Below are 20,719 nucleotides of genomic sequence, written 5' to 3'. Positions count from 1 at the left end.
AAATAACCTTGTTAGCACCGCATTAAAAATATTGGCACAGCTTATGCTTGTTTGAACTCATCGTTCTTGCTGTCAATTCTTTGTCGGAGGTAAGCATGGAGTTTATCATGCTGTTATTAGTGCTACTGGTCGTGGTTATTGCTTTGGTTGCCAGTCGTTTTATTGACAATAGTAACCCGTTCCAAGTGCAGCGGAAGGCTGCGTTGTTTAGTCCGGTTGAACGTTCTTTTTTGGGTTTATTAGATAAAGCAGTACAAAATGACTATCGTATTATGAACAGAGTGCGCTTAGCCGATGTCTTAGATATCAAGGCCAGTGTCTCTGACAAAAACCGGCGCAGCACCCAGTTAAAGCTTAATGCCAAATATCTCGATTATGTCTTGTGCGAACCTGAAACGATGAAAGTGGTGGCTGTACTTGACTTAGTTAATCCACAAAATAAAGAAGGGCACAAAGCCGTACCAGATTGGTTTGTAAGTGGTGCGCTTGATGCAGCTGGCGTGCCTTATTTACGTATTGCTATTAAGGCAGGTTACACCGTAACCGAATTACAAGCGGCACTCGCGGTTAAACTGGGTAAACCGGCACCGAAAGTGGAACCCTTATTAAAAGGTTTAGTGAAAAAAGGCCCTACCCGGCCAATCCGTACTGTTAAGCCGGCTTTGGTGAATACCGCCCTATCAGGCCGTTTAATGTCACCGGCTTTATCAAAGTCACAAATTAAAGCGCAATCTACCGCGCTAGTCCAAGTTTCTTAACGCTTTGGAGAAATGAGTCACTCCGCGCTAAGATCGAATGCCGCCTGCTGCAACAGGCGGCATTCACCTTTTTTAATAAGGCAAAAAAATGCCTAAAGTTTGCCAACCGCTTGCCGATAACCAGATGACCTGTTGCTAATAGGAGGTTCTATGAGTCAATCCGTTGGCGCACTTGCGTCTGCTCAGGCTTTTGAAGTGCTGGGCGCTGTGATGGCAAAGAAACAACAAGAACAGCAAGGGCAAATGGCCACGAGCTTAGTACAAAATGCTATGCAAAGTATTGAGCCTACTGCCGCTGCACAATCTGTTGGAAATCTTGGCCAGAACATTAATGTGACGGTATAACGCAGCTCAGGAAGAGCGGTTAAGTAATAAGGCCAGCAGATGCTGGCCTTATTTTTTGAGTTAAACAGCGGTGCTTTTTAGCTGTAAGGCGTTACCTGAAAAACGAATGCCATTCCAACCGGTGATCAAAAAATTGCGAATATTTTGATGATCGGCACCATTAGGAGTGGCCATTACCTGGCGATAATGCTCACCAAATAACTGTAAGGTTTGCGGTTCCGATAACTGGTGTAACAGACCAAATGCAAAGATTTTGCAGGAACCGTTGTTCTGATCGGCGGCATTAGTCACTTCGCCATTTTCAAAAGCCACGGCAGTAAAATCATAGTGTTTATCAATAACGGCCATAGTTTGCGCAAAACTAATGCTGTCAGGCTCGGTACTTAACTGGATAAAAAAATCGTCTAACATAGTATCACTTCCGCTGTCGCGCTAGCCAAGTACTCAATATTAAGAGTTGGCTGACGCAACTGCAATGCTTTGCGCCAGCCACGGGTAAATATATTCTGTGCAAGCTGCGGGCAACAACGGCTAACTGTGGGCTGATTTAAAACTGATAGGTCATACCAAAACGAAAAACGTTTTTCGTGTCACCGCTATTTAACGACAACGTACTTCTTAGGGCCCAGTCTGGGCTGAAGTAATAAGCAATTCCGGCCGTAGCACTGCCATAGTTATCGCCTAAGGTGTGATAACTGGCTTCTGTTAATAACTCAACTTGTGGCGTTAACGGATGGCGAGCGCCTATACCGAAAAAAGCACCGGTATCATCACGATCACCGCTGACGCCATCAATACCCGCTTGCAAGTAAGTTTGGCTGTTCGGTGTAAAGTCGAGTTTAAACCCACTGAGATAAGTCACGCCGAAACGAAAGGCATTGAAGTCTTGTGATGCCACCGTTTGTGGGCTGAACTCGCCCTGTAATACCCAGGATGGCGCTACGCGTAATGACCCTTCTATATAAGGTCCGTCTCCTGCCGCATCGGTATAACCTAAACCAAGATAATCCCAACGAATATCTGAGTTCGCTTGTACGGTGGCCGCAGCACTACTGAATAACATTATACAAATTAGTTGTTTTTTCATGACAATCTCCAATCATCTTATCGGCATGACCGATACAGCAAGGTTACTGACTGGCACTTTAGCGCTCACGCCTTAATGCTAACTGAACTGCCATCGTTCTACTTTATTGAAGATTAGTCGGCACTTTTTGCAATTTTCATTCGATTGCTTATCCGGTTTAATCATCTTAACTATTTAAGGAGACATTATGCGTAAATTAAAAACGCTTATACCTGCCGTGACAGTATCAGACGGTGCTGGGGTAAAAATAAAACGCAGCGTAGGACAATCTGCTGACTTCAGGTTGGATCCTTTTTTAATGCTCGACTGTTTTGGCTCGGAACAAGCGGATGATTATATTGCCGGTTTCCCCGCACACCCTCACCGCGGTTTTGAAACGGTGACTTATATGCTTGATGGCCATATGTTGCATAAAGATCACTTGGGTAATCAAGGTCACCTAAAAAGCGGCGGTGTACAATGGATGAGTGCCGGAAGAGGCATTATTCACTCGGAAATGCCGCAGCAAGAATCTGGATTGATGCGCGGCTTTCAACTGTGGATTAATTTGCCCGCCAAAGAAAAAATGAAAGAAGCCGCTTACGTTGATATCAACCCTACGCAAATACCGGTAGTACAAGCCGCTGACGGTATTCGCGTTAAAGTGATTGCTGGCAACTTTTGTTATCAAGACCAACAGGTGCAAGGTCCGATCCAAGGATTAAGTACGGAACCCGTCTATTTTGATATTCATTTATCGCCTGGTGCTCAGCTACAGTTACCGCTGCCTGATGGTCATAACGCCTTACTGTATCCTTATGAAGGAACTTTAGAGCTGCACAGCGCTGAGCAACAGATTACCTTACCTGAGCATCAAGCTGCAGTATTATCAACACAAGGTGCGGTATCGCTCAGCGCAAAAACCTCGGTACGCTTTCTTGTGCTCGCCGCCCGGCCCATTGCTGAACCTATTGTGCAATATGGTCCTTTTGTAATGAACACCATGGCTGAGATCCAACAGGCGGTTAGCGATTATCAACATGGTCGCCTGACCTCTGGTCAGGCCATGCAGCCGATCCCGTTGCAGCAATAACCGGTTGTTTTAGCGTAATCCGCACGTTTGGCAGGAAAGGCAATGCTTTTCACTGCCACCCCGTTTATACTAGCGTTTTTTTACTTGCCTAGGCGGGACCATGCAATTAATCGGCATTATTGGCGCAATGGAACCTGAAATTGCGCTGTTACAGCAACAAATTGAATTAAATCGTACAGAAAAGTTAGGCGGCTATACTTTTTACATCGGTACTTTAGCCGGTAAAAATGTCGTTTTAGTGCAATCAGGTATTGGTAAAGTTGCCGCAGCCGTGGCCACAACCTTAATGATTTGCCAATTTAAACCTGACTGCATCATCAATACGGGGTCGGCTGGCGGTTTTGATCCTGAATTAAGCGTCGGCGATGTCGTGATCAGTACCGAAGTACGGCATCATGATGTTGATGTGACCGCTTTTGGATATGAAATGGGCCAAGTACCACAAATGCCAGCCGCCTACAAAGCGCACCCCGCGTTAATGGCGGCCGCTGAACAAAGCATTGCTGCGTTAGGCTTTTGTAAAACCAAAAAAGGCTTAATTGCCACCGGTGATAGCTTTATGTGTGATCCTGAACGGATTGCCCAAACACGACAACATTTTCCCAGCATGCTAGCAGTTGAAATGGAAGGCGCGGCCATTGCACAAAGTTGTCATATGCTGAATACCCCTTTTGTGGTGATCCGCAGCCTTAGTGATATTGCCGGTAAAGAATCACCCGATTCTTTCGAAGCCTACTTAGAAGTTGCAGCCAAAAACAGTTCAGCCATGGTAATGGAAATGTTGGGCGCTATCGCTGACTTAAACCTGTAACCTGCGTTGCTGATGGCAAACGAATTTGCTCTATCGCTGATCATACTGGTCGCGGCCCTGCTGCTTGCTCGGCTGCTACCTATTCCACTGATTTATCATCCACTCAGCTTTTATGCCGCATTTTGCCGAGCCTTAGCGCGCAAGGTTCATCCTGATCCAACACGTGCCAGCAGTCAGCAACGTCTCTCCGGTGGCTTGGCTTTATTTGTCGCCGTTAGCATCCCTTTAGCCTTGCTGGTTGGCTTATATTTATTGGCCAGTTGGCCGCCATTGATTGATGTGATCGTGTTACTTTGTTGTTTAAACTGGCAACCTTATGTGCGGCAAACCGAAAAAATCATCATCAGCTTGGAAAAGTCTTTATTTAGCTTAGCGAAAACTCAAGCGCGCTTATTGCTGCTCAGAGATACCGCGCAGTTAAGCCAAATGGGCTTAGTCAAAGCATTACTCGAAAGCCTTTGCCTGAGGTTTAGCCAGCAAATCATCGGTATCATGTTTTGGTATCTGCTCGCCGGTGCCGCGGGGGTGCTGTGTTATCGATTGAGTCAAATAGCCAGCCAGCAATGGTCCGTTAAGTTAGAGCAGTACCAACATTTTGGCCAAGCCGCAGCGCAAGTGCAACAAGGGTTGAACCTGTTACCTTATTGGCTGAGTACTGCGCTGTATTGGCTACAGCGTCATTCTCGCAGAGCGCCAACACTGTTAGCGTCTAAAGGTGCAACGATGCCCAAAGCGAAATTAGGGTTATTAATTCGGCTAAGCCAAACCTTGCAGGTGAGTTTAGCTGGGCCACTCTATTACCGCAAACAACGGGTCGATCGCCCGCGTTTGCAACAAGCTTATGAACCGGATATCGCCGATTTACGTCGTATTTTGCGTTTACAACAGCATCAGTTTAATTTGTTATTACTCTGTTTTGCGGCAATCGCCGGTTTAATCTTGTTCTTTAACTTAGGGTAAGCCTGCTACACTCTTTCAAGATGACTTACCGCACCGAATAACAAAACTGGACAAACAACGCTAGCAAGGTATATGTTGCATAAACTTAAGCAATCAGTGTTTTTTTGCAAAAAAATTAACAAGGGTAAGGGAAATCGTGTTGTGAAATGGCTCCTAACTGTGTTTTTACTGTTGCTTACCAGTCTGGCACTCAATGCACACACTCAGTTTTTGTCGTTAACGCCAAAGCAAGGCTTATCTCAGGGCACAGTGCGTAAACTGCATTTAGATAAAGACGGCTTTCTTTGGCTCGCCACCGCCGGAGGTATTAACCGCTTTGACGGCAATAGCGTTCACGAATTACACGCCAAACAATATCGCCTTTCTGAAATTGCCTTTAGTGAATTGTTAGAAGACAGCCAAGGGCGACTTTGGGCCAGTGCAAATCATACCGGGTTATATCTGTTAGACCCTGCAGCCGGTCAATTCGAATTATTTTTCACTCCACCGCGTGAGCTAACACACTCCACAAAATCGACGATCATGACCGTGATCGAACGCGATGCCGACAGGCTATTATTGGTCGTCAATGATGCGGTCTATCAATTACAGCTCAGTGACAAATCTTGGCAGAAAATATTTGATTTAACGCAGATAGGCCAAGACCAAGGTTGGATCCGCCATATCGCGTTACAGCAACAGCAGTTATTTATTGGTGCTTTTAACGGCTTGATCTTGTTTGATTTGCAAAGCAACGAGCATCACTCTATTCCCTATTTGCCCGCGAACCAAGCTAGTATCAATGCAGACCAATCTCATGTCAAAAGCCTGTTAATTAGTGATGAGCAGCTTTATGTGGGCACGGTTTCTGGTTTATTTCAACTGCCACTTAGCGCCATTTCTGCCTATATTGAGCAAGGTACGCCCATTGAGGCAACGCCGATGCTTGCTGAACATAATATTTGGAAGTTAAAAAACCACAACAAGCAGGTTTGGATCGGAACCGATCAGGGGCTTTACCAATTAGCGCCCTCTGCCAAGCAACCCGAATTGACTTTACGTTTTTCTGACAGTGATCTGCTGATAGCCGATCACTCAGTAATAGATTTTGCTCACGATAAACAAAACGGTATCTGGTTGGCGAGTCGTGAAGATGGCGCTTATTATTGGCATCCGAAAACCCAAGCATTTCGTTATCTAGCGTCAAGCAAAGGTAGTGGCTTTAGTAACGATCGTATCACGCAACTATGGCAACAAGATCAGTATCTGTGGCTTAGCAGCTTTAATGGTCTTAATCGCTACAATTTAGATACCGAAGAAAGCCAAAGCTTTTTAAAAACCGACGGCCCGCACACCCGAACGCCTGAAAGTCACATTCACCATTTCTTGCCTGGCAGCCAAGGTGAGCTATGGTTACAAGTCAGCGGGGGGATCCGACGTTTTGATACTCAAACACTCAGTGTGACTGTGCCTAGTATGGCTGATAGCAGCCAGCAAAAGCTTCTCGCTTCAGGTGCACAATTAGAACTTTATCATGCTGCCGATAATAGCCTGATTATTAGCCAACAAAAAAACCTTTATCGTTACCACATTGATACTGGGCTCATTACGCCTCTAGAGCAGCTTAACCAACAACTGCCGATGGCTTATTGGGGGCGTATTCTCGGCCAATTACCGGATCAAAGCTGGCTACTTAGCCTGGCAGGTCAACTTTGGCATTATCAGCCTGATACCGAAAAACTGCGCTTAATTTATCAACACAGTGATTATCAACCACAACTAAATCGTTATGCCACTTCAATGCAAATTGATCAAAACGGCACCTTGTGGGTAGGTATGCGAGGCATTGGCTTACTCAGTTTCAATTTAGAGAATTTAACGATGCAGCAATTGTTTTCGGTTGATAACAAGTTGATGAGTAATGAGGTTTTTTCGTTACAACTGGATGAAGCGGGTGATCTTTGGTTTGCCTCACGACAAGGTTTGTTTCGACTGGAGCATGACAACCTACAACTGGAATTTTTTAACCAAGCCGATGGCCTAGCTTTTAATGAGTTTTACGATGGTGCTAACACCAAATTAGCGGATGGTCGTTTGGTCTATGGGGGAATGCGCGGTGCTATTATCGTCGAGCCTAAGCTATTAACCGCCAATAATGCTCCGTTAAAAGTGACCATCACAGAATTCAGCGTGTTATCAGGCAAGCTTCAAACCATTCAAGGCTCGTTAAATAATCGTCAATTTCAGTTATCACATAATGATTCTGGCTTAAAAATTCATTTTAGCGCCATGTCTTTTCATAATAACCATAAAATTGCTTATCGCTATTGGCTCAAAGGCGAACAAAATAATATCTATCCAGAACAATTTACCAATCAGGTACTATTTCCCCAGTTACCCCCTGGTCATTATCAATTTTATGTCAGTGCTATTGCCCCATTAACCGGAGAGCAGAGTGCACCGGCAAGCCTTAGTTTTATTATCGCTCCCCCGCTGTGGCGCTCGACACCTGCCTATTTTATGTATGCCTTGTTGTTTGGCAGTATTTTTTTATTATATTGGCAAAAACGCCGGCAGCAGCAAAACTTATTACGCCAAGCCAATCAGCAGATCCAACTGAGTGAGCAACGTTTAACACAAGCTTTAGCCTCGGTAAATGCTGGCGTATTTGAGTGGCTGGCTAAGCATAATCACTTAATCTCGACTCGTTACGCGCTGGTTTTAGGATATGAAAATCCACTGCAAAGCATGCACTTAGAGCAACATTGTCAATTGATCCATCAAGATGATCGACAAGAATTTTTACAACAATGGCGAAAACTGCAACACGATCCTAGTTTTATGCTAGATGTCACTTACCGTATCCGGCATCAAGATAGCCGTTGGTTATGGTTCCGCGATCAAGCGCGGGTTACCGCAGTAGACGATGACAACAAACCGAAAAAAATCTTAGGCACCTTTAGTAACATTACAGAAACTAAAGCCAATAAAGAAAAAGCGCGACTCTTTGGCGAAGCCTTCCAACAAACGCGGGATTGGGTGGTAATCCTCGATACACAGCAACGTATCATTGCCGCTAACCATTCTTTTGCGCAGGCTTTTGGCAGTGTCGATACTTATGTCGACACACCACGAGTGCATCATTTGGGTATCAGCCTAGTACGGCGACGCTTTTACACTCGTTTATTACGTAACATGCAAAAAGGCGAGCATTGGCAAGGCGAAGAGCGCGTGATCACGCCCGATGGCAAAGAACGGCCAACCTTAATCAATATCAGTGCGGTGGGTGAGCAAGGCTTGTCTTTCTTTGTGTTGGTGTTTACCGATATCACCGCACAGAAAGCGGCCGAAGCTGAACTACGCTATCTGGCTAACTATGATGCGTTAACCGGCCTACCTAATCGTGCGTTGTTAATGGATCGCATTATGCACGGTATTGATAAAACTCGCCGTGAACAGCGTTCTTTAGCCTTATTTTTTATAGATTTAGATCGCTTTAAGCATATTAACGATTCTCTTGGTCACGATATTGGCGACCTAATGCTAAAAGAAGTGGCTCGACGTTTAAAATTAACGCTGCGCGATACCGATACGGTTGCACGCTTGGGCGGTGATGAATTTGTCGTGTTACTTGAAGGCTATAAATCTACAGATAACCTCAGCCATGTTGCACGTAAAATGCTGGCGGTGATTAGCGAACCCATGCAACTGGGTTCAGAAAATATTGGTGTGTCGCCCAGCATTGGCATAGCGGTATTTCCTGACGACGCTTTAAATGGCACGGAATTAATGAAACACGCCGATGTGGCGATGTATCATGCCAAAGAAGCCGGTCGCAATAATTTTCAGTTTTTTATGAAAGCGATGAACGAAAAAGCCCACATGCAACTGGCTCGCGAATCACGCTTACGTAAGGCGGTTCAAAAACAAGAGTTTATTAACTACTATCAACCCATCATCGATGCCAATACCAATCGCCTAGTCGGCGCTGAGGTGCTGTTGCGTTGGCAAAGCCCAGACGGCATGATTTCACCGGCAGACTTTATTCCACTTGCAGAAGATTTACGCTTAATCGTTAATATGACACAGCAACTCATCGAGCGGGCTTTGCAAGATATGGTTAGCTGGCGAGCTGATAAGCATGAGGTTTACTTATCGATTAACTTATCAACGCAGCATTTAGAGCAACCGAAACTTGCGGAAACTGTGATCGAATTATTAAACAATTACCAGTTACCCGTACAATGCTTGCGCTTTGAAATTACCGAAAGCGCGCTGATGCGCGATCAGCAAAGTGCCATCCTGACCATGCAATCGTTAAGCGATGCCGGCATTAAATTGGCCTTGGATGACTTTGGTACCGGTTATTCCTCGTTAAAATATTTAAAAGAGTTGCCTCTGGATGCGATTAAAATCGATCGCAGCTTTGTGCAAGACATTGGTGTGGATCATAACGATGAAGCCATTATCGATGCCATGCTGAGCATGTCTTACAGCCTTGGGCTGTATTGTGTTGCCGAAGGGGTTGAAACCGAGCAACAATTATCATTTTTTAGGCAACGTAATTGCTCGTTAATACAGGGCTTTTTATTCAGCAAACCGCTACCTAATGCTGAGTTTATCGCCTTACTTAACTCGGGTCGGTTTGCCGGTTAGTCGCTGTCGAATATAAACTGATTTTTTCGTGATTCGCAAAGCGCGAGCAGATTTTCAAGTCGTCACCGCGTTATACTAAGCACCTTGATGTTTTATGGAACACGCCATGGCTCCTCACCTGCTAAAAGGTGCTCTACTTTTGCTGTTAGCTGAAGCCTGCTTTGCTGGCATAGGTGCGGTAGTAAAATTTACCAGTGAAACCGCTAGCGAAGCGCAAGTGGTGTTTTTCCGCAACTTTTTTGCCTTACTGCTGATGCTGCCTTTTTTATACAAACATGGCTTTAAAATGCTGAAAACGCAGCGTTGGTATCTGCATGCCAGCCGGGCGTTAACCGGCATTACAGGTATGTATTGCTTTTTTTATGTGCTTGCACGCCTGCCACTGGCACAAGGCATGTTGGTATTATTACTCTCGCCGTTTGTCGTGCCGATCATTGCCCGTTTTTGGTTAAAGGAACGCCCATCGCGTTTGACCTTATTTGCTATTTTATTGGGCTTTGTCGGCGTAGTATTAGCTTTACCGACACCCGATGCGGCGTTAAATGCGGTGTTGCTCGTTGCACTTGGCTCGGCTGTATTAGTAGCCATTACCAAAACCACCATTCGTTATATGTCGGATACCGAACCGGCTGTGCGTATCGTCTTTTATTTTTCACTGCTTACCGCCATCTTATCGGCCATTCCGCTCCCTTTCTATTGGCAGCCACTAAACCAAGACGTTTGGCTTGCTTTTATTACTATGGGCATCTTAGCCGCCATTGGTCAACTGGCGATGACCCGTGCCTATGCCATTGCCCCAGCAAGTGATATTGGCATGTGGACCTACAGCAGCGTAGTGTTTGCCGGTGCTTTTGGTTATTTGATTTGGCAAGAGCCCGTCACCATGAGTTGGGCAGCGGGCGTGCTGGTAATTTTTTATGCAGGTTACATCACTACCCGACAGCGATTAATTTGATTAAAAGACTTTTGCAGCTGTCTCTGGCACTGAGCGGTCAGACAGGCTAAAATACGCTCCCTTTTTTAGACGCATTAACACAGGTAACCACTGACAATGGGTAAAAAGCTGCATATTAAGACCTGGGGCTGCCAGATGAACGAATACGACTCATCAAAAATGGCCGACCTACTGGATGCAACGCATGGCTACACTTTGACCGAAGAGGCAGAAGAAGCTGATGTGATTCTGCTTAATACCTGCTCTATTCGGGAAAAAGCCCAGGAGAAAGTGTTCCATCAGTTAGGTCGCTGGCGTCCACTGAAAGAAAAAAATCCCGATTTGATCATTGGTGTCGGCGGCTGTGTGGCTTCGCAAGAAGGCAAAGCGATCCGTGAGCGCGCGCCCTATGTCGATATCGTGTTTGGCCCACAAACGCTCCATCGCTTACCCGAGATGATCAATTCAGTGCGCGGCTCACATTCTCCTGTGGTCGATGTGTCGTTCCCTGAAATCGAAAAATTTGACCGCTTACCTGAGCCAAAAGCCGATGGTCCAAGCGCTTTTGTCTCTGTGATGGAAGGCTGCTCTAAATATTGCACTTTCTGCGTGGTGCCTTATACCCGTGGTGAAGAGGTCAGCCGACCGTTAGATGACGTGTTATTTGAAATTGCCCAACTGGCGCAACAAGGTGTGCGCGAAGTTAACTTACTGGGACAAAACGTCAACGGTTACCGCGGTGCCACCCATGATGGCAGTATTTGTCATTTTTCTGAGCTGCTGCGCTTAGTAGCCGCCATTGATGGTATTGACCGCATTCGATATACCACTTCACACCCGGTTGAATTTACCGACGATATTATTGAAGTGTATAAAGACGTGCCTGAACTGGTCGATCATCTGCATTTACCGGTGCAGTCAGGTTCAGACCGGGTGTTAAATTTGATGAAACGCGGCCATACCGCCATAGAGTACAAAGCGCAGATCCGTAAATTAAAGAAAATACGGCCTAACCTGAGTATGTCATCAGACTTTATTATCGGCTTTCCAGGTGAAACCGATGAAGACTTCCAAGCGACCATGGATTTAATTCAGGCCATTGGCTTTGATATGAGCTTTAGCTTTATCTATAGCGCCCGCCCAGGTACGCCAGCAGCCGATTTACCGGATGATGTCACCGAAGACGCGAAAAAGCAGCGCTTATATATCCTGCAAGATCGTATCAACCAACAGGCACTGAAAATTGCCCGTGGCATGTTAGGTACCGAACAGCGTATTTTGGTGGAAGGCCCTTCTAAGAAAAATATTATGGAATTAACCGGCCGAACCGAGAATAATCGCGTAGTAAACTTTGAAGGCTCACCCGATATGATTGGCGGTTTTGTTGACGTGAAAATTACCGATGTGTTCAGTAATTCTTTACGTGGCACCTTAATTCGTACTGAGGCTGAGATGGGCCTGCGCCGTGAAATTGCGCCGCAACAAATTCTTGCACGTCAGCCAAAAACTGACGGCCTAGGTGTAACTCACTTTGTTCCCTAAGCGAACTGGACAATAAAGAGAAATTTATATTGAATAGTGACAGTAGTTATAGCACTGAATTGCTGATGGAGCCGGTTGATCACCGGCGCCTGACGCTACTTTGTGGCCCGTACGACGATAATCTGAAACACTTAGAACGCCGCTTACAGGTTAATATTAGCCACCGTAATGGCACCATGCGAATTGAAGGCCAACAACCGAATGTCGAAGCCACTATCGACATCTTGCAAGAACTCTATTTACTGACCGCGAATGCCGAGCAGCAACAAGACGGTATTACCCCAGAACAAGTGCACTTGATGATCAGCGAACACGTTGAAATTGAGTATCAAGATACTGAACCCGGCAGCCGCCAGAAAGAATTTAGCTTAAAAACCAAAAAAGGCCTGATTAAACCGCGTAATCCTAACCAAGCGGCTTATGTTGCTAATGTGCTGCAACATGATGTGTGTTTTGGTGTTGGCCCTGCCGGTACCGGCAAAACCTATTTAGCGGTAGCGTGTGCCGTTGATGCTCTAGAAAGCGGCCTGGTTAAACGCATTATCTTAACGCGGCCCGCAGTCGAAGCGGGTGAAAAGCTCGGTTTCTTGCCTGGTGATTTAGCCCAAAAAGTCGATCCTTACTTACGGCCTTTGTATGATGCGCTATTTGAAATGCTTGGCTTTGAAAAGGTTGAAAAATACCTTGAGCGCGGCGTCATTGAAATTGCACCCTTGGCTTACATGCGTGGGCGAACCTTAAATGATGCCTTTATCATCTTGGATGAAAGCCAAAATACCACCACCGAGCAAATGAAAATGTTTTTAACCCGCATTGGTTTTAGTGCCAAAGCCGTGATCACCGGTGATATAACGCAAGTCGACTTACCGCGTGGCCAATACTCCGGTTTAAAACATGCCATTGATGTGCTGTCTACCGTGCCAGAAATCAGCTTTAACTTCTTCAATGCCAAAGACGTGGTACGCCACCCTATTGTGCAACGGATTGTGCAAGCCTATGAAGCTTTTGAAGCGGCAAACCCAAAACCGAATGGCCCTGAGCAGCGGGAATTTAGAGCAAAATGAGCATCACCTTAGATTTACAGCTGGCCAGCTCTGCAAAAAATTTACCTAGCGAAGCGCAATTTCAACAATGGCTAAACGCAGCTGTAATGCCATTTCAAGCTGAGGCTGAGGTGACCATTCGTGTGGTAGATAATGCCGAAAGCCAACAACTGAATGCCCAATATCGCGCGAAAGATAAACCCACCAATGTGCTGAGTTTTCCATTTCAATGTCCACCGGGCGTAGAATTAAGTTTGCTCGGTGATTTAATCATTGCTGCCGACGTAGTGGCCGCCGAAGCGAGCGAACAAGAAAAACCCTTGTTTGCACATTGGGCCCATATGGTAGTGCACGGGTGCTTGCATTTATTGGGATTTGACCATATAAATGATGAGGATGCCGTTGAAATGGAAGCCGAAGAAATTCAGATCCTCGCGCAGTTAGGCATAGCCAATCCCTATTTATTGGATGACGAATAATTTTTATTATTTTAACGGAGCACAAGTTCACTGATGAGTGAAGACAACCCCCACTCTAGTCGCGGTTCTGCGAGTCGCAGTTGGTTAGAACGTATCGCCAACATTTTCAACGCAGAGCCTCAAGATCTGTCTGATTTGGAAGATATTATTAGCGAAGCGGCTATGCGTGAGCTAATTGATACCGATACCAAGGATATGTTGCAAGGTGTTTTGGACGTGTCAAAAATGCGCGCTCGGGACATTATGATCCCACGCTCACAAATGGCGACCATTGACATAGAGCAGCCCCTGTCTGAAGTGCTACCCATTTTGTTGGAAAATAATCATAGCCGTTATCCGGTGGTCAATGAAGATAAAGACCATATCGAAGGCATATTGATTGTAAAAGATATCCTGCAATATGCGTTGGATGACAAGAATAACGATTGGCAGTGGAGTAACCTCGTTCGCCCTGCTGTGATTATTCCTGAAAGCAAAAAGGTCGATGCCTTACTGCGTGAATTTCGGCAAAAACGCTATCATATGGCCATTGTGGTTGATGAGTATGGCGGTGTTTCAGGCCTAGTAACCATTGAAGATATCTTGGAACAAATCGTCGGTGAAATTGAAGATGAACATGATGATCACGAAGATCATGACATCAAAAAGATGGCTTCTCGGGTATTTCAAGTCAGTGCGTTAACCCCTTTAGATGAATTTAATGAAAGCTTCGGCACCTCTTTTGACGAAGAAGATGCCGATACCATCGGCGGTATCGTGTTGCATGCTTTTGGACATATGCCCGCCCGAGGTGAAAGCATTACGCTGGGCGATCTTAAATTCAAAGTAAGCAAAGCCAACAGCCGGCGTTTAATGCAACTTCAAGTGATTCAACCGCGCAAATCGGAAGAAGAAGGAAACTAATCATTTTGCGTTCTGGCTTATCTCGCTTGGCACTGCCGCTGGTTTTACTGGCGGCAGGCGCACTGAATACCCTGGCTTTTACGCCCTATCATTTGTGGTGGCTGCCGTTTTTTACCTTAGCGCTATTAGCGCTGGCCATTCAACACAGTAAGCAACCACGTCAAGCCGCTATTGCCGGCTTTAGTTATGGTATCGGTTGGTTTGGTGTCGGTATTAGCTGGGTGCATGTCAGTATTGATCAATTTGGTGGCTTGCCGCTGATTGCCAGTTTAGGTTTGATGGCGCTGTTAGTGGGCTACCTCGCGTTATTCCCTGCCCTCGCAGCCTGGTTAACCCGCCGTTTTGCCAATGCACTGCCCTTGCCGTTATTATTCGCGGCTAGCTGGATTTTCACTGAATGGCTACGCAGTGTGATGCTAACTGGCTTTCCATGGTTATCAATGGGTTACAGCCAAACAGATTCACTATTACGGCATTGGGCACCATTAATTGGCGAAATTGGACTGAGTTGGCTGATGGTGTTTATCGCCGCCAGCGCCAGTTTGTTGTACAAATCTTCCTTAGCACGCTGGCAGCAAGCCAGTTTTCTGATGACTGCGGTTATGCTGGTTGCTATCAGCCCACTACTTGCCACACTAAAAGGCTGGCAGTTAAGCGGTCAAACAGTATCTGTGTTGTTGGTACAAGGCAATATCAAACAAGATTTGCGCTGGGCGCCAGAGCAAGAATGGCCGACCATGTTGAAATACCTTGATCTCACTCGGCCACATTTAAGCGAACATCAAATTATTATTTGGCCAGAAGCGGCGATACCGCAATTAGAACCATTAGCCATCGATTTTCTAGAGAACCTCGATAGCTCTGCAACCTACAGCAACACTGCCCTTATCAGTGGCATTATCGATTATCGACATAAAACCGGCGAAGCTTGGAATAATCTTATTGTACTGGGTAAGCAACAGCCCGACGCTGAGCGCGGTCACTATTTTTATGGCCATACTAATCGTTTTAGCAAACATCATTTGTTACCGATTGGCGAATTTGTGCCTTTTGAGCAGCTATTACGTCAGCTCGCTCCGATTTTCGATCTCCCGATGAGCTCCTTTAGCCGAGGTAGCTATGTGCAGCCGAATCTTATCGCCAATGGTGTACATTTATTACCGGCTATCTGTTTTGAAATTGCGTTTCCGGCACAAATCCGTGCCAATTTTACTGCCGATACCCAGGTATTACTGACGGTCAGTAATGATGCTTGGTTTGGCGACAGCATTGGCCCCCATCAGCATTTGCAAATAGCGCGTATGCGCGCCTTAGAATTTGGCCGCCCAGTACTGCGAGCGACCAACAATGGCATTACCGCTTCTATTGCCGCATCTGGAGAGATCCGGGAGCGCGCCCCCCAATTTACCGAAGCACTGGTGAGTGATCAGTTACCTTTAACCACCGGACGTACGCTATACAGTACGCTGGGAGATCTGCCGGTGTTTTTACTTAGCCTACTAAGCTTGCTTACAGCAGCTTGGCGTGGTCGCCAACAGCACAGTTTGTAGCTTTAACTTGGCGATTGTTACACTCGCCGTCATCTTTATTTAATCCCACCCCACCCCTTGCCACACGCTAACATCGGTTTGCTCTTAGCCAATGTGACCTTGTAACAAATATGCCGCTATGCGTTTAGGTTATAGGTACATTCGCGATTAATTTTATACAAAAGATTATTTATGTTTGCTTTTTTGGTGATATCGTGCCAAAACTAAAATCGCTACTATTTGCGATAAATAGCCATTTAATTGCGATAAAAACTACAAGGCTGATTTAACAGCCATTCATACAGCAGTGAAGGAAGCACCATGACTCTCAATAAACTCACTCCTCTAGCGCTAGCAACCTTAGTTGCTCTGAGCTTAGCCGGCCACGCCGTGGCTTCTGACCGTTACATCATCCAAGTGGATAACGACAAAAAGGGTATTGTCAAAGCTCTGACCGTTAAGCTCGGTGGTCAAATCCATGTCGATTCTGATGGCTTTATTGCCGCCACTTTCTCTAATAAAGATCTAAGCGAAGTCAAAGGGTTATTAAATAACCCACATATCAAATTAATTGAACAAGATGTTAAACGTTACCCGTTGGCCCTCTTTCAAGATGATGCGGGTAACCCAACGCAGCAGCAATTAACACCTTATGCATTTTACCAATCACAAGCGAATATCACACCGTTCAGCTTGGGTACTTCACCAAAGGTCTGTGTCATCGATTCCGGTATTGCCCGTGATAACGGTGAAACCGGCGGTTACAACCCAGACTTTAACTGGGGTAGCATTACCGGTACGAGTAACTCAGGCACCAATGACTGGTTCCGCGATGGCGGCCCGCATGGTACACACGTTGCCGGCACCATTGGCGCTGCTGATAATGGCGTAGGCGTAGTGGGTATGGCGCCAGGCACACCGATGCATATCATCAAAGTATTTAATGATGCAGGTTGGGGTTATTCCTCTGATTTGGCACAAGCGGCCAACCTCTGTGCAGCGAATGGCGCTAAAGTGATTAACATGAGTTTAGGCGGTGGCGGCGCCAACAGCACCGAAGAAAACGCCTTTAATAACTTTACCAATAATGGCGGCTTAGTGTTAGCGGCAGCCGGTAACGACGGAAACTCAGTGCGCTCTTATCCGGCAGGTTATGCCTCGGTAATGATGATTGGCGCTAATGATGCCAATAATCAAATTGCTTCGTTCTCGCAATACCCCTCTTGTAGCTCAGGCTCAGGTAAACGCAGTGTCACTAATGAAGGCTTTTGTGTTGAAGTAGCCGCAGGCGGTATAGATACGCTTTCTACCTACCCTTCTGGCGGTGCCTCCATGGCAGCTTTGACCGCAGGCAATAATGGTTATGCCGCCTCTGCCATGGAAAATACCGGCGAAGCTTCAGGCAGTACTTTCTTTATGGGTGAAGCCACTGCCACTAACAGCGGCGCGTCGGGTAAGGTCTGTATGATTGACCGTGGCACTATTTCTTTCCATGACAAAGTGAAAAACTGCCAGTTATCCGGTGGTATCGGTGCTATTTTAATTAATAATGCGCCGGGCATGTTATACGGTACTTTAGGAGCGGGCACTGCGAATACTACGTCAATCCCTGCCGTGGGCGCAGCCTTTGAAGATCGTTCAGCCTTACTGAGTGCCGCCACAGCCAGTATCAACGTAGGAGCTTCAGATTACGGTTATATGAGCGGTACCTCGATGGCCACGCCAGCAGTAGCCGGTTTAGCCACGCGTGTATGGTCTAACTTCCCACAATGTACTGGTACGCAAATCCGCAGTGCACTGAAAGCAACAGCCAGCTTACCTAGCGGTGGCGATCCACAGAAATTTGGTAAAGGTATTGTTAAAGCCAAAGCGGCTTATGATTACCTCACCACTTATGGTTGTGCCGGCAACGGTGGGGGTTCAGGTGGCGGTGATCCAGAGCCAAAACCAGAGCCATGTAAAGGCGGTCCAAGAAAATGCGGTTAAGCCCGCGCTAAATAAAGAAAGCCGCTGTTAAGCGGCTTTCTTATTTTGTGTTATCACCTTTTTCTGTAACTTAAGTCAGTGTTCTTTTTTAAAAGCGAGCTAACGGCTATGCAGCACGCCGTCGATAGCTTACTCTTCGGCACTGCCATTAACTAATTCCGCCAACAAGGCTAAACGCGCTCGTGCCTTGGCATTGACTGATTTTTTCGGGTATTGTCCACGTGCATTTCGCTCCCCGGCCAATTGCGCCGTTAACAGCTCCAGTGCTTCATCAACAGTACGCACGGCGTAAATATGAAATTGGCCTGTCGCGACCGCTTCGACCACTTCATGACGTAATACTAAATTTATTTGGTTACTGGCAGGAATAATCACACCTTGCTGCCCCGTCAAACCACGCGATTGACACAGTCTGAAGAAGCCTTCAATTTTTTCGTTAACACCGCCAATCGCTTGTACCTGACCATATTGGTTGATCGACCCCGTTACCGCTAAGCTTTGCAAAATGGGCACTTCAGTAATAGCAGAAATTAAGGCACACACCTCAGCTAAAGAAGCACTATCACCATCGATATGGCCGTAAGATTGCTCCATCGCAATATTGGCGCTAAGTGTCAGCGGGAAGTCTCTAGCATATTTAGAACCCAAATAACCGGTTAAAAGTAATACGCCTTTCGAGTGAATGGCTTTACCGAGTTCGACTTCTCGCTCTATGTCGACCACGCCACTCGAGCCCGCAAACACGGTCGCGCTGATCCGCGCAGGCGTGCCAAAAGCTGTATCGCCAATCTCTAATACGGTTAAACCATTGATCTTACCCACGGCGGCACCATCGGTATCAATGAGGATCTGCCCTTCTTGAATATCTTCTAAAAAGGCTTCACTAATACGCCCGGTACGATATTGCTTACCCGCTAAGGATTGTTTAACATGCTCAGCGGTTAATTCTTCAGCTTGTTGCTGTTGCGCGAAATAACACGCCTCACGCACTAATTCCAACACATCGGCAAAACGGGCCGATAACTTGCTTTGATGTTCAGCTTGACGAAAACTAAATAACAACAGCTGTTGCAAACCGCAAGCTGATAGCTGGGCAATGTGCATTTGGCGCATCTGTACCTGAATTTGCTGCGTCATATCACTAACCGTTTCGGCTTGATACGGCAAGTAATGTTCAAAATCGGCCAGTACGCGAAACAGCTCGTTAAATTCATCATCAAGATCTTGTACCAGATAATACAGATCGCGCGAGCCGAGCAGCACCACTTTAACATTCAGCGGGATCGCTTTGGGGGTAATAATCGTCGAGTTAGTTACCGCATGTTCACTAAGGGTGTCTATCACGACTTCGCCCGCTTTTAGCGCTAACTTTAGTGCATCCCAAAGCGCTGGCTGTGACAATAAGCGATCGGCGTCTAAAATAAGATAGCCGCCATTGGCTCGGTGTAATGCCCCTGGGCGGATCATCCGATAGTTGGTGTAAAGTGAACCACTAGAGGAGTTATATTCGACGCGGCCAAACAAATTACCGTAACTAGGATTAGCTTCAAACACAATGGGAGCGCCAGACATGCTTTCATAATGCACCAGCACATTGGGCACAAACTCTTCTATAAAAAATTCACGGCTAATCGGCTCTTCGTTTTTTTCGCCGTCTGATTCATCCGGTAATAATTCCAGCACCGCTTTAATTAAAGGGGTACGCATATCACGCAGATATTTTAATACGCCAAGTTCAGCATTGTAGTCATGTTCTAGCTGCTTCAGCATCGGTTTAATGGCTTGCTCAATAGTGTCTTTACACAACCCTCGCAAGCTCTCGGAGAGCTCACGTTTCCAACGCGGTAATTCTAATAACTCTTCATTGAGGATGGTTTCTAGCTCTGAGACTAAACCGTAAAAATATTGGCGCTGTTCTTCCGTTAACTTAGAAAACTCTTGATCATCTAGAGGTTTACCATCAATGATCGGTGAAAAACTGACGGCGCCGTTTTCTTCGTACAACACCACTTGTTTTTCTAACGCTTTACTTTCAACCCGATCAATAGCCTCTTCATAGCGCTTATCAAAGGTACGATGAATGGCTTTTTTCTTCCGTTGATAACCTGGGTTATCAAAAGCGGCCGGAAAGGTATCCATCAACTCATCAATCAGCGCTTCGAGTTTTTTGACCAGTTTGCGGCCTTCTCCGGCTAGTAGACGACAGGTACTGGGTACGCGCTCATCATCAAAGTTATTTAGGTAACACCATTCATCTGGCGTGGCTTTTTCACTGGCGGCTTGTTGCAAAATATCATGCACTAGGGTGGAACGCCCTAACGCCTGCTCCCCCATGACATACAAGTTATAACCTGGCATATCCATGCCAATAGCAAACTCTAATGCAGAGCGCGCACGGTCTTGGCCAATAAAGGCCGACGGCAAGGCCGGTTGTTGCAGTGCTGCTGCAATTAATTGGGGATCTAATTGAGGAAACAACTGTGTCGGGTGGAGCGCCAGTGACTGATTAAGCTGCGTCATGCATCGCCTTAAAAGGGTTACGTATTGGCCGCTATACTAACAAAAAGCGTCGCGCTCTGCCCAGCGCTAAAGTTTATTATGCGGCTGCCGATAAACAAAATATCTATGATTTAGC

General features: G+C 46.2%; 16 protein-coding genes. 13 read left to right on the top strand and 3 right to left on the bottom strand.

The features are described 5' to 3' along the window. Positions 1-95: 95 nt before the first annotated feature. Positions 96-758 (top strand): DUF2726 domain-containing protein, encoded by a 663-nt coding sequence (locus JAO78_RS10325; protein ID WP_226751265.1) that lies wholly within the window; start codon positions 96-98, stop codon positions 756-758. Between the two features lie 150 nt (positions 759-908). Beyond that, entirely contained in the window at positions 909-1,103 is a 195-nt protein-coding gene (locus JAO78_RS10320; RefSeq protein WP_226751264.1) for a hypothetical protein, read from the top strand. Between the two features lie 60 nt (positions 1,104-1,163). On the opposite strand, the gene JAO78_RS10315 is transcribed toward JAO78_RS10320, so the two are convergent. Both JAO78_RS10315 and JAO78_RS10310 read right to left on the bottom strand, forming a co-directional pair. Further along, complete coding sequence (locus JAO78_RS10315) at positions 1,164-1,514, bottom strand: HopJ type III effector protein (protein WP_226751263.1); 351 nt, start codon at positions 1,512-1,514, stop codon at positions 1,164-1,166. Positions 1,515-1,650: 136 nt separating this feature from the next. Next, complete coding sequence (locus JAO78_RS10310) at positions 1,651-2,190, bottom strand: porin family protein (protein WP_226751262.1); 540 nt, start codon at positions 2,188-2,190, stop codon at positions 1,651-1,653. Positions 2,191-2,377: 187 nt separating this feature from the next. On the opposite strand from JAO78_RS10310, the gene JAO78_RS10305 reads away from it, so the two are divergent. The 11 genes from JAO78_RS10305 (at position 2,378) to JAO78_RS10255 (ending at position 18,084) form a co-directional block, all read left to right on the top strand. Continuing rightward, positions 2,378-3,262: a pirin family protein gene (locus JAO78_RS10305; protein WP_226751261.1), complete on the top strand. Its 885-nt coding sequence runs from the start codon at positions 2,378-2,380 to the stop codon at positions 3,260-3,262. 100 nt (positions 3,263-3,362) lie between these two features. Next, complete coding sequence (gene mtnN, locus JAO78_RS10300; protein WP_226751260.1) at positions 3,363-4,073, top strand: 5'-methylthioadenosine/S-adenosylhomocysteine nucleosidase; 711 nt, start codon at positions 3,363-3,365, stop codon at positions 4,071-4,073. Positions 4,074-4,085: 12 nt separating this feature from the next. Next, positions 4,086-5,033: a cobalamin biosynthesis protein CobD/CbiB gene (locus JAO78_RS10295; protein ID WP_226751259.1), complete on the top strand. Its 948-nt coding sequence runs from the start codon at positions 4,086-4,088 to the stop codon at positions 5,031-5,033. Positions 5,034-5,174: 141 nt separating this feature from the next. Further along, positions 5,175-9,668, top strand: a complete 4,494-nt coding sequence (locus tag JAO78_RS10290; protein ID WP_226751258.1) for an EAL domain-containing protein — start codon at positions 5,175-5,177, stop codon at positions 9,666-9,668. 106 nt (positions 9,669-9,774) lie between these two features. Beyond that, positions 9,775-10,623 carry a DMT family transporter gene (locus JAO78_RS10285; protein WP_226751257.1) on the top strand — a complete coding sequence of 283 codons (849 nt, stop codon included), beginning with the start codon at positions 9,775-9,777 and terminating at the stop codon, positions 10,621-10,623. A gap of 96 nt (positions 10,624-10,719) precedes the next feature. Beyond that, positions 10,720-12,144, top strand: a complete 1,425-nt coding sequence (miaB, locus tag JAO78_RS10280; RefSeq protein ID WP_226751256.1) for a tRNA (N6-isopentenyl adenosine(37)-C2)-methylthiotransferase MiaB — start codon at positions 10,720-10,722, stop codon at positions 12,142-12,144. Between the two features lie 29 nt (positions 12,145-12,173). Further along, complete coding sequence (locus tag JAO78_RS10275; protein WP_226751255.1) at positions 12,174-13,208, top strand: PhoH family protein; 1,035 nt, start codon at positions 12,174-12,176, stop codon at positions 13,206-13,208. After that, positions 13,205-13,666 (top strand): rRNA maturation RNase YbeY, encoded by a 462-nt coding sequence (gene ybeY, locus JAO78_RS10270; RefSeq protein ID WP_226751254.1) that lies wholly within the window; start codon positions 13,205-13,207, stop codon positions 13,664-13,666. Before JAO78_RS10275 ends, ybeY begins: the two co-directional genes overlap by 4 nt. A gap of 33 nt (positions 13,667-13,699) precedes the next feature. Next, positions 13,700-14,569, top strand: coding sequence for a CorC family transporter (locus tag JAO78_RS10265; RefSeq protein WP_226751253.1), 870 nt, complete (start codon positions 13,700-13,702; stop codon positions 14,567-14,569). A gap of 5 nt (positions 14,570-14,574) precedes the next feature. Further along, complete coding sequence (lnt, locus tag JAO78_RS10260; protein ID WP_226751252.1) at positions 14,575-16,119, top strand: apolipoprotein N-acyltransferase; 1,545 nt, start codon at positions 14,575-14,577, stop codon at positions 16,117-16,119. A gap of 300 nt (positions 16,120-16,419) precedes the next feature. Beyond that, positions 16,420-18,084: a S8 family serine peptidase gene (locus JAO78_RS10255; RefSeq protein ID WP_226751251.1), complete on the top strand. Its 1,665-nt coding sequence runs from the start codon at positions 16,420-16,422 to the stop codon at positions 18,082-18,084. Between the two features lie 129 nt (positions 18,085-18,213). Here the strand turns inward: JAO78_RS10255 and JAO78_RS10250 are convergent, their stop codons facing one another. Beyond that, positions 18,214-20,604, bottom strand: coding sequence for a Lon protease family protein (locus tag JAO78_RS10250; protein ID WP_226751250.1), 2,391 nt, complete (start codon positions 20,602-20,604; stop codon positions 18,214-18,216). Between the last annotated feature and the right edge of the window lie 115 nt (positions 20,605-20,719).

Origin of the sequence: Alishewanella maricola (assembly GCF_016343785.1) — a bacterium.
In the GTDB taxonomy this organism is placed as follows: domain Bacteria; phylum Pseudomonadota; class Gammaproteobacteria; order Enterobacterales; family Alteromonadaceae; genus Alishewanella; species Alishewanella maricola.
Note: the sequence above shows the minus strand (reverse complement) of the source record. Positions and strands in the feature narration are given on the sequence as shown.

What these genes read in the sequence shown, in the direction of transcription:
- JAO78_RS10325 (WP_226751265.1), top strand. Translation starts at nt 96, where the DNA reads ATGGAGTTTATCATGCTGTTATTAGTGCTACTGGTCGTGGTTATTGCT.
- mtnN (WP_226751260.1), top strand. Translation starts at nt 3,363, where the DNA reads ATGCAATTAATCGGCATTATTGGCGCAATGGAACCTGAAATTGCGCTG.
- JAO78_RS10320 (WP_226751264.1), top strand. Translation starts at nt 909, where the DNA reads ATGAGTCAATCCGTTGGCGCACTTGCGTCTGCTCAGGCTTTTGAAGTG.
- JAO78_RS10250 (WP_226751250.1), bottom strand. Translation starts at nt 20,604, where the DNA reads ATGACGCAGCTTAATCAGTCACTGGCGCTCCACCCGACACAGTTGTTT.
- JAO78_RS10265 (WP_226751253.1), top strand. Translation starts at nt 13,700, where the DNA reads ATGAGTGAAGACAACCCCCACTCTAGTCGCGGTTCTGCGAGTCGCAGT.
- JAO78_RS10295 (WP_226751259.1), top strand. Translation starts at nt 4,086, where the DNA reads ATGGCAAACGAATTTGCTCTATCGCTGATCATACTGGTCGCGGCCCTG.
- ybeY (WP_226751254.1), top strand. Translation starts at nt 13,205, where the DNA reads ATGAGCATCACCTTAGATTTACAGCTGGCCAGCTCTGCAAAAAATTTA.
- JAO78_RS10285 (WP_226751257.1), top strand. Translation starts at nt 9,775, where the DNA reads ATGGCTCCTCACCTGCTAAAAGGTGCTCTACTTTTGCTGTTAGCTGAA.
- JAO78_RS10315 (WP_226751263.1), bottom strand. Translation starts at nt 1,514, where the DNA reads ATGTTAGACGATTTTTTTATCCAGTTAAGTACCGAGCCTGACAGCATT.
- JAO78_RS10255 (WP_226751251.1), top strand. Translation starts at nt 16,420, where the DNA reads ATGACTCTCAATAAACTCACTCCTCTAGCGCTAGCAACCTTAGTTGCT.
- JAO78_RS10305 (WP_226751261.1), top strand. Translation starts at nt 2,378, where the DNA reads ATGCGTAAATTAAAAACGCTTATACCTGCCGTGACAGTATCAGACGGT.
- miaB (WP_226751256.1), top strand. Translation starts at nt 10,720, where the DNA reads ATGGGTAAAAAGCTGCATATTAAGACCTGGGGCTGCCAGATGAACGAA.
- JAO78_RS10310 (WP_226751262.1), bottom strand. Translation starts at nt 2,190, where the DNA reads ATGAAAAAACAACTAATTTGTATAATGTTATTCAGTAGTGCTGCGGCC.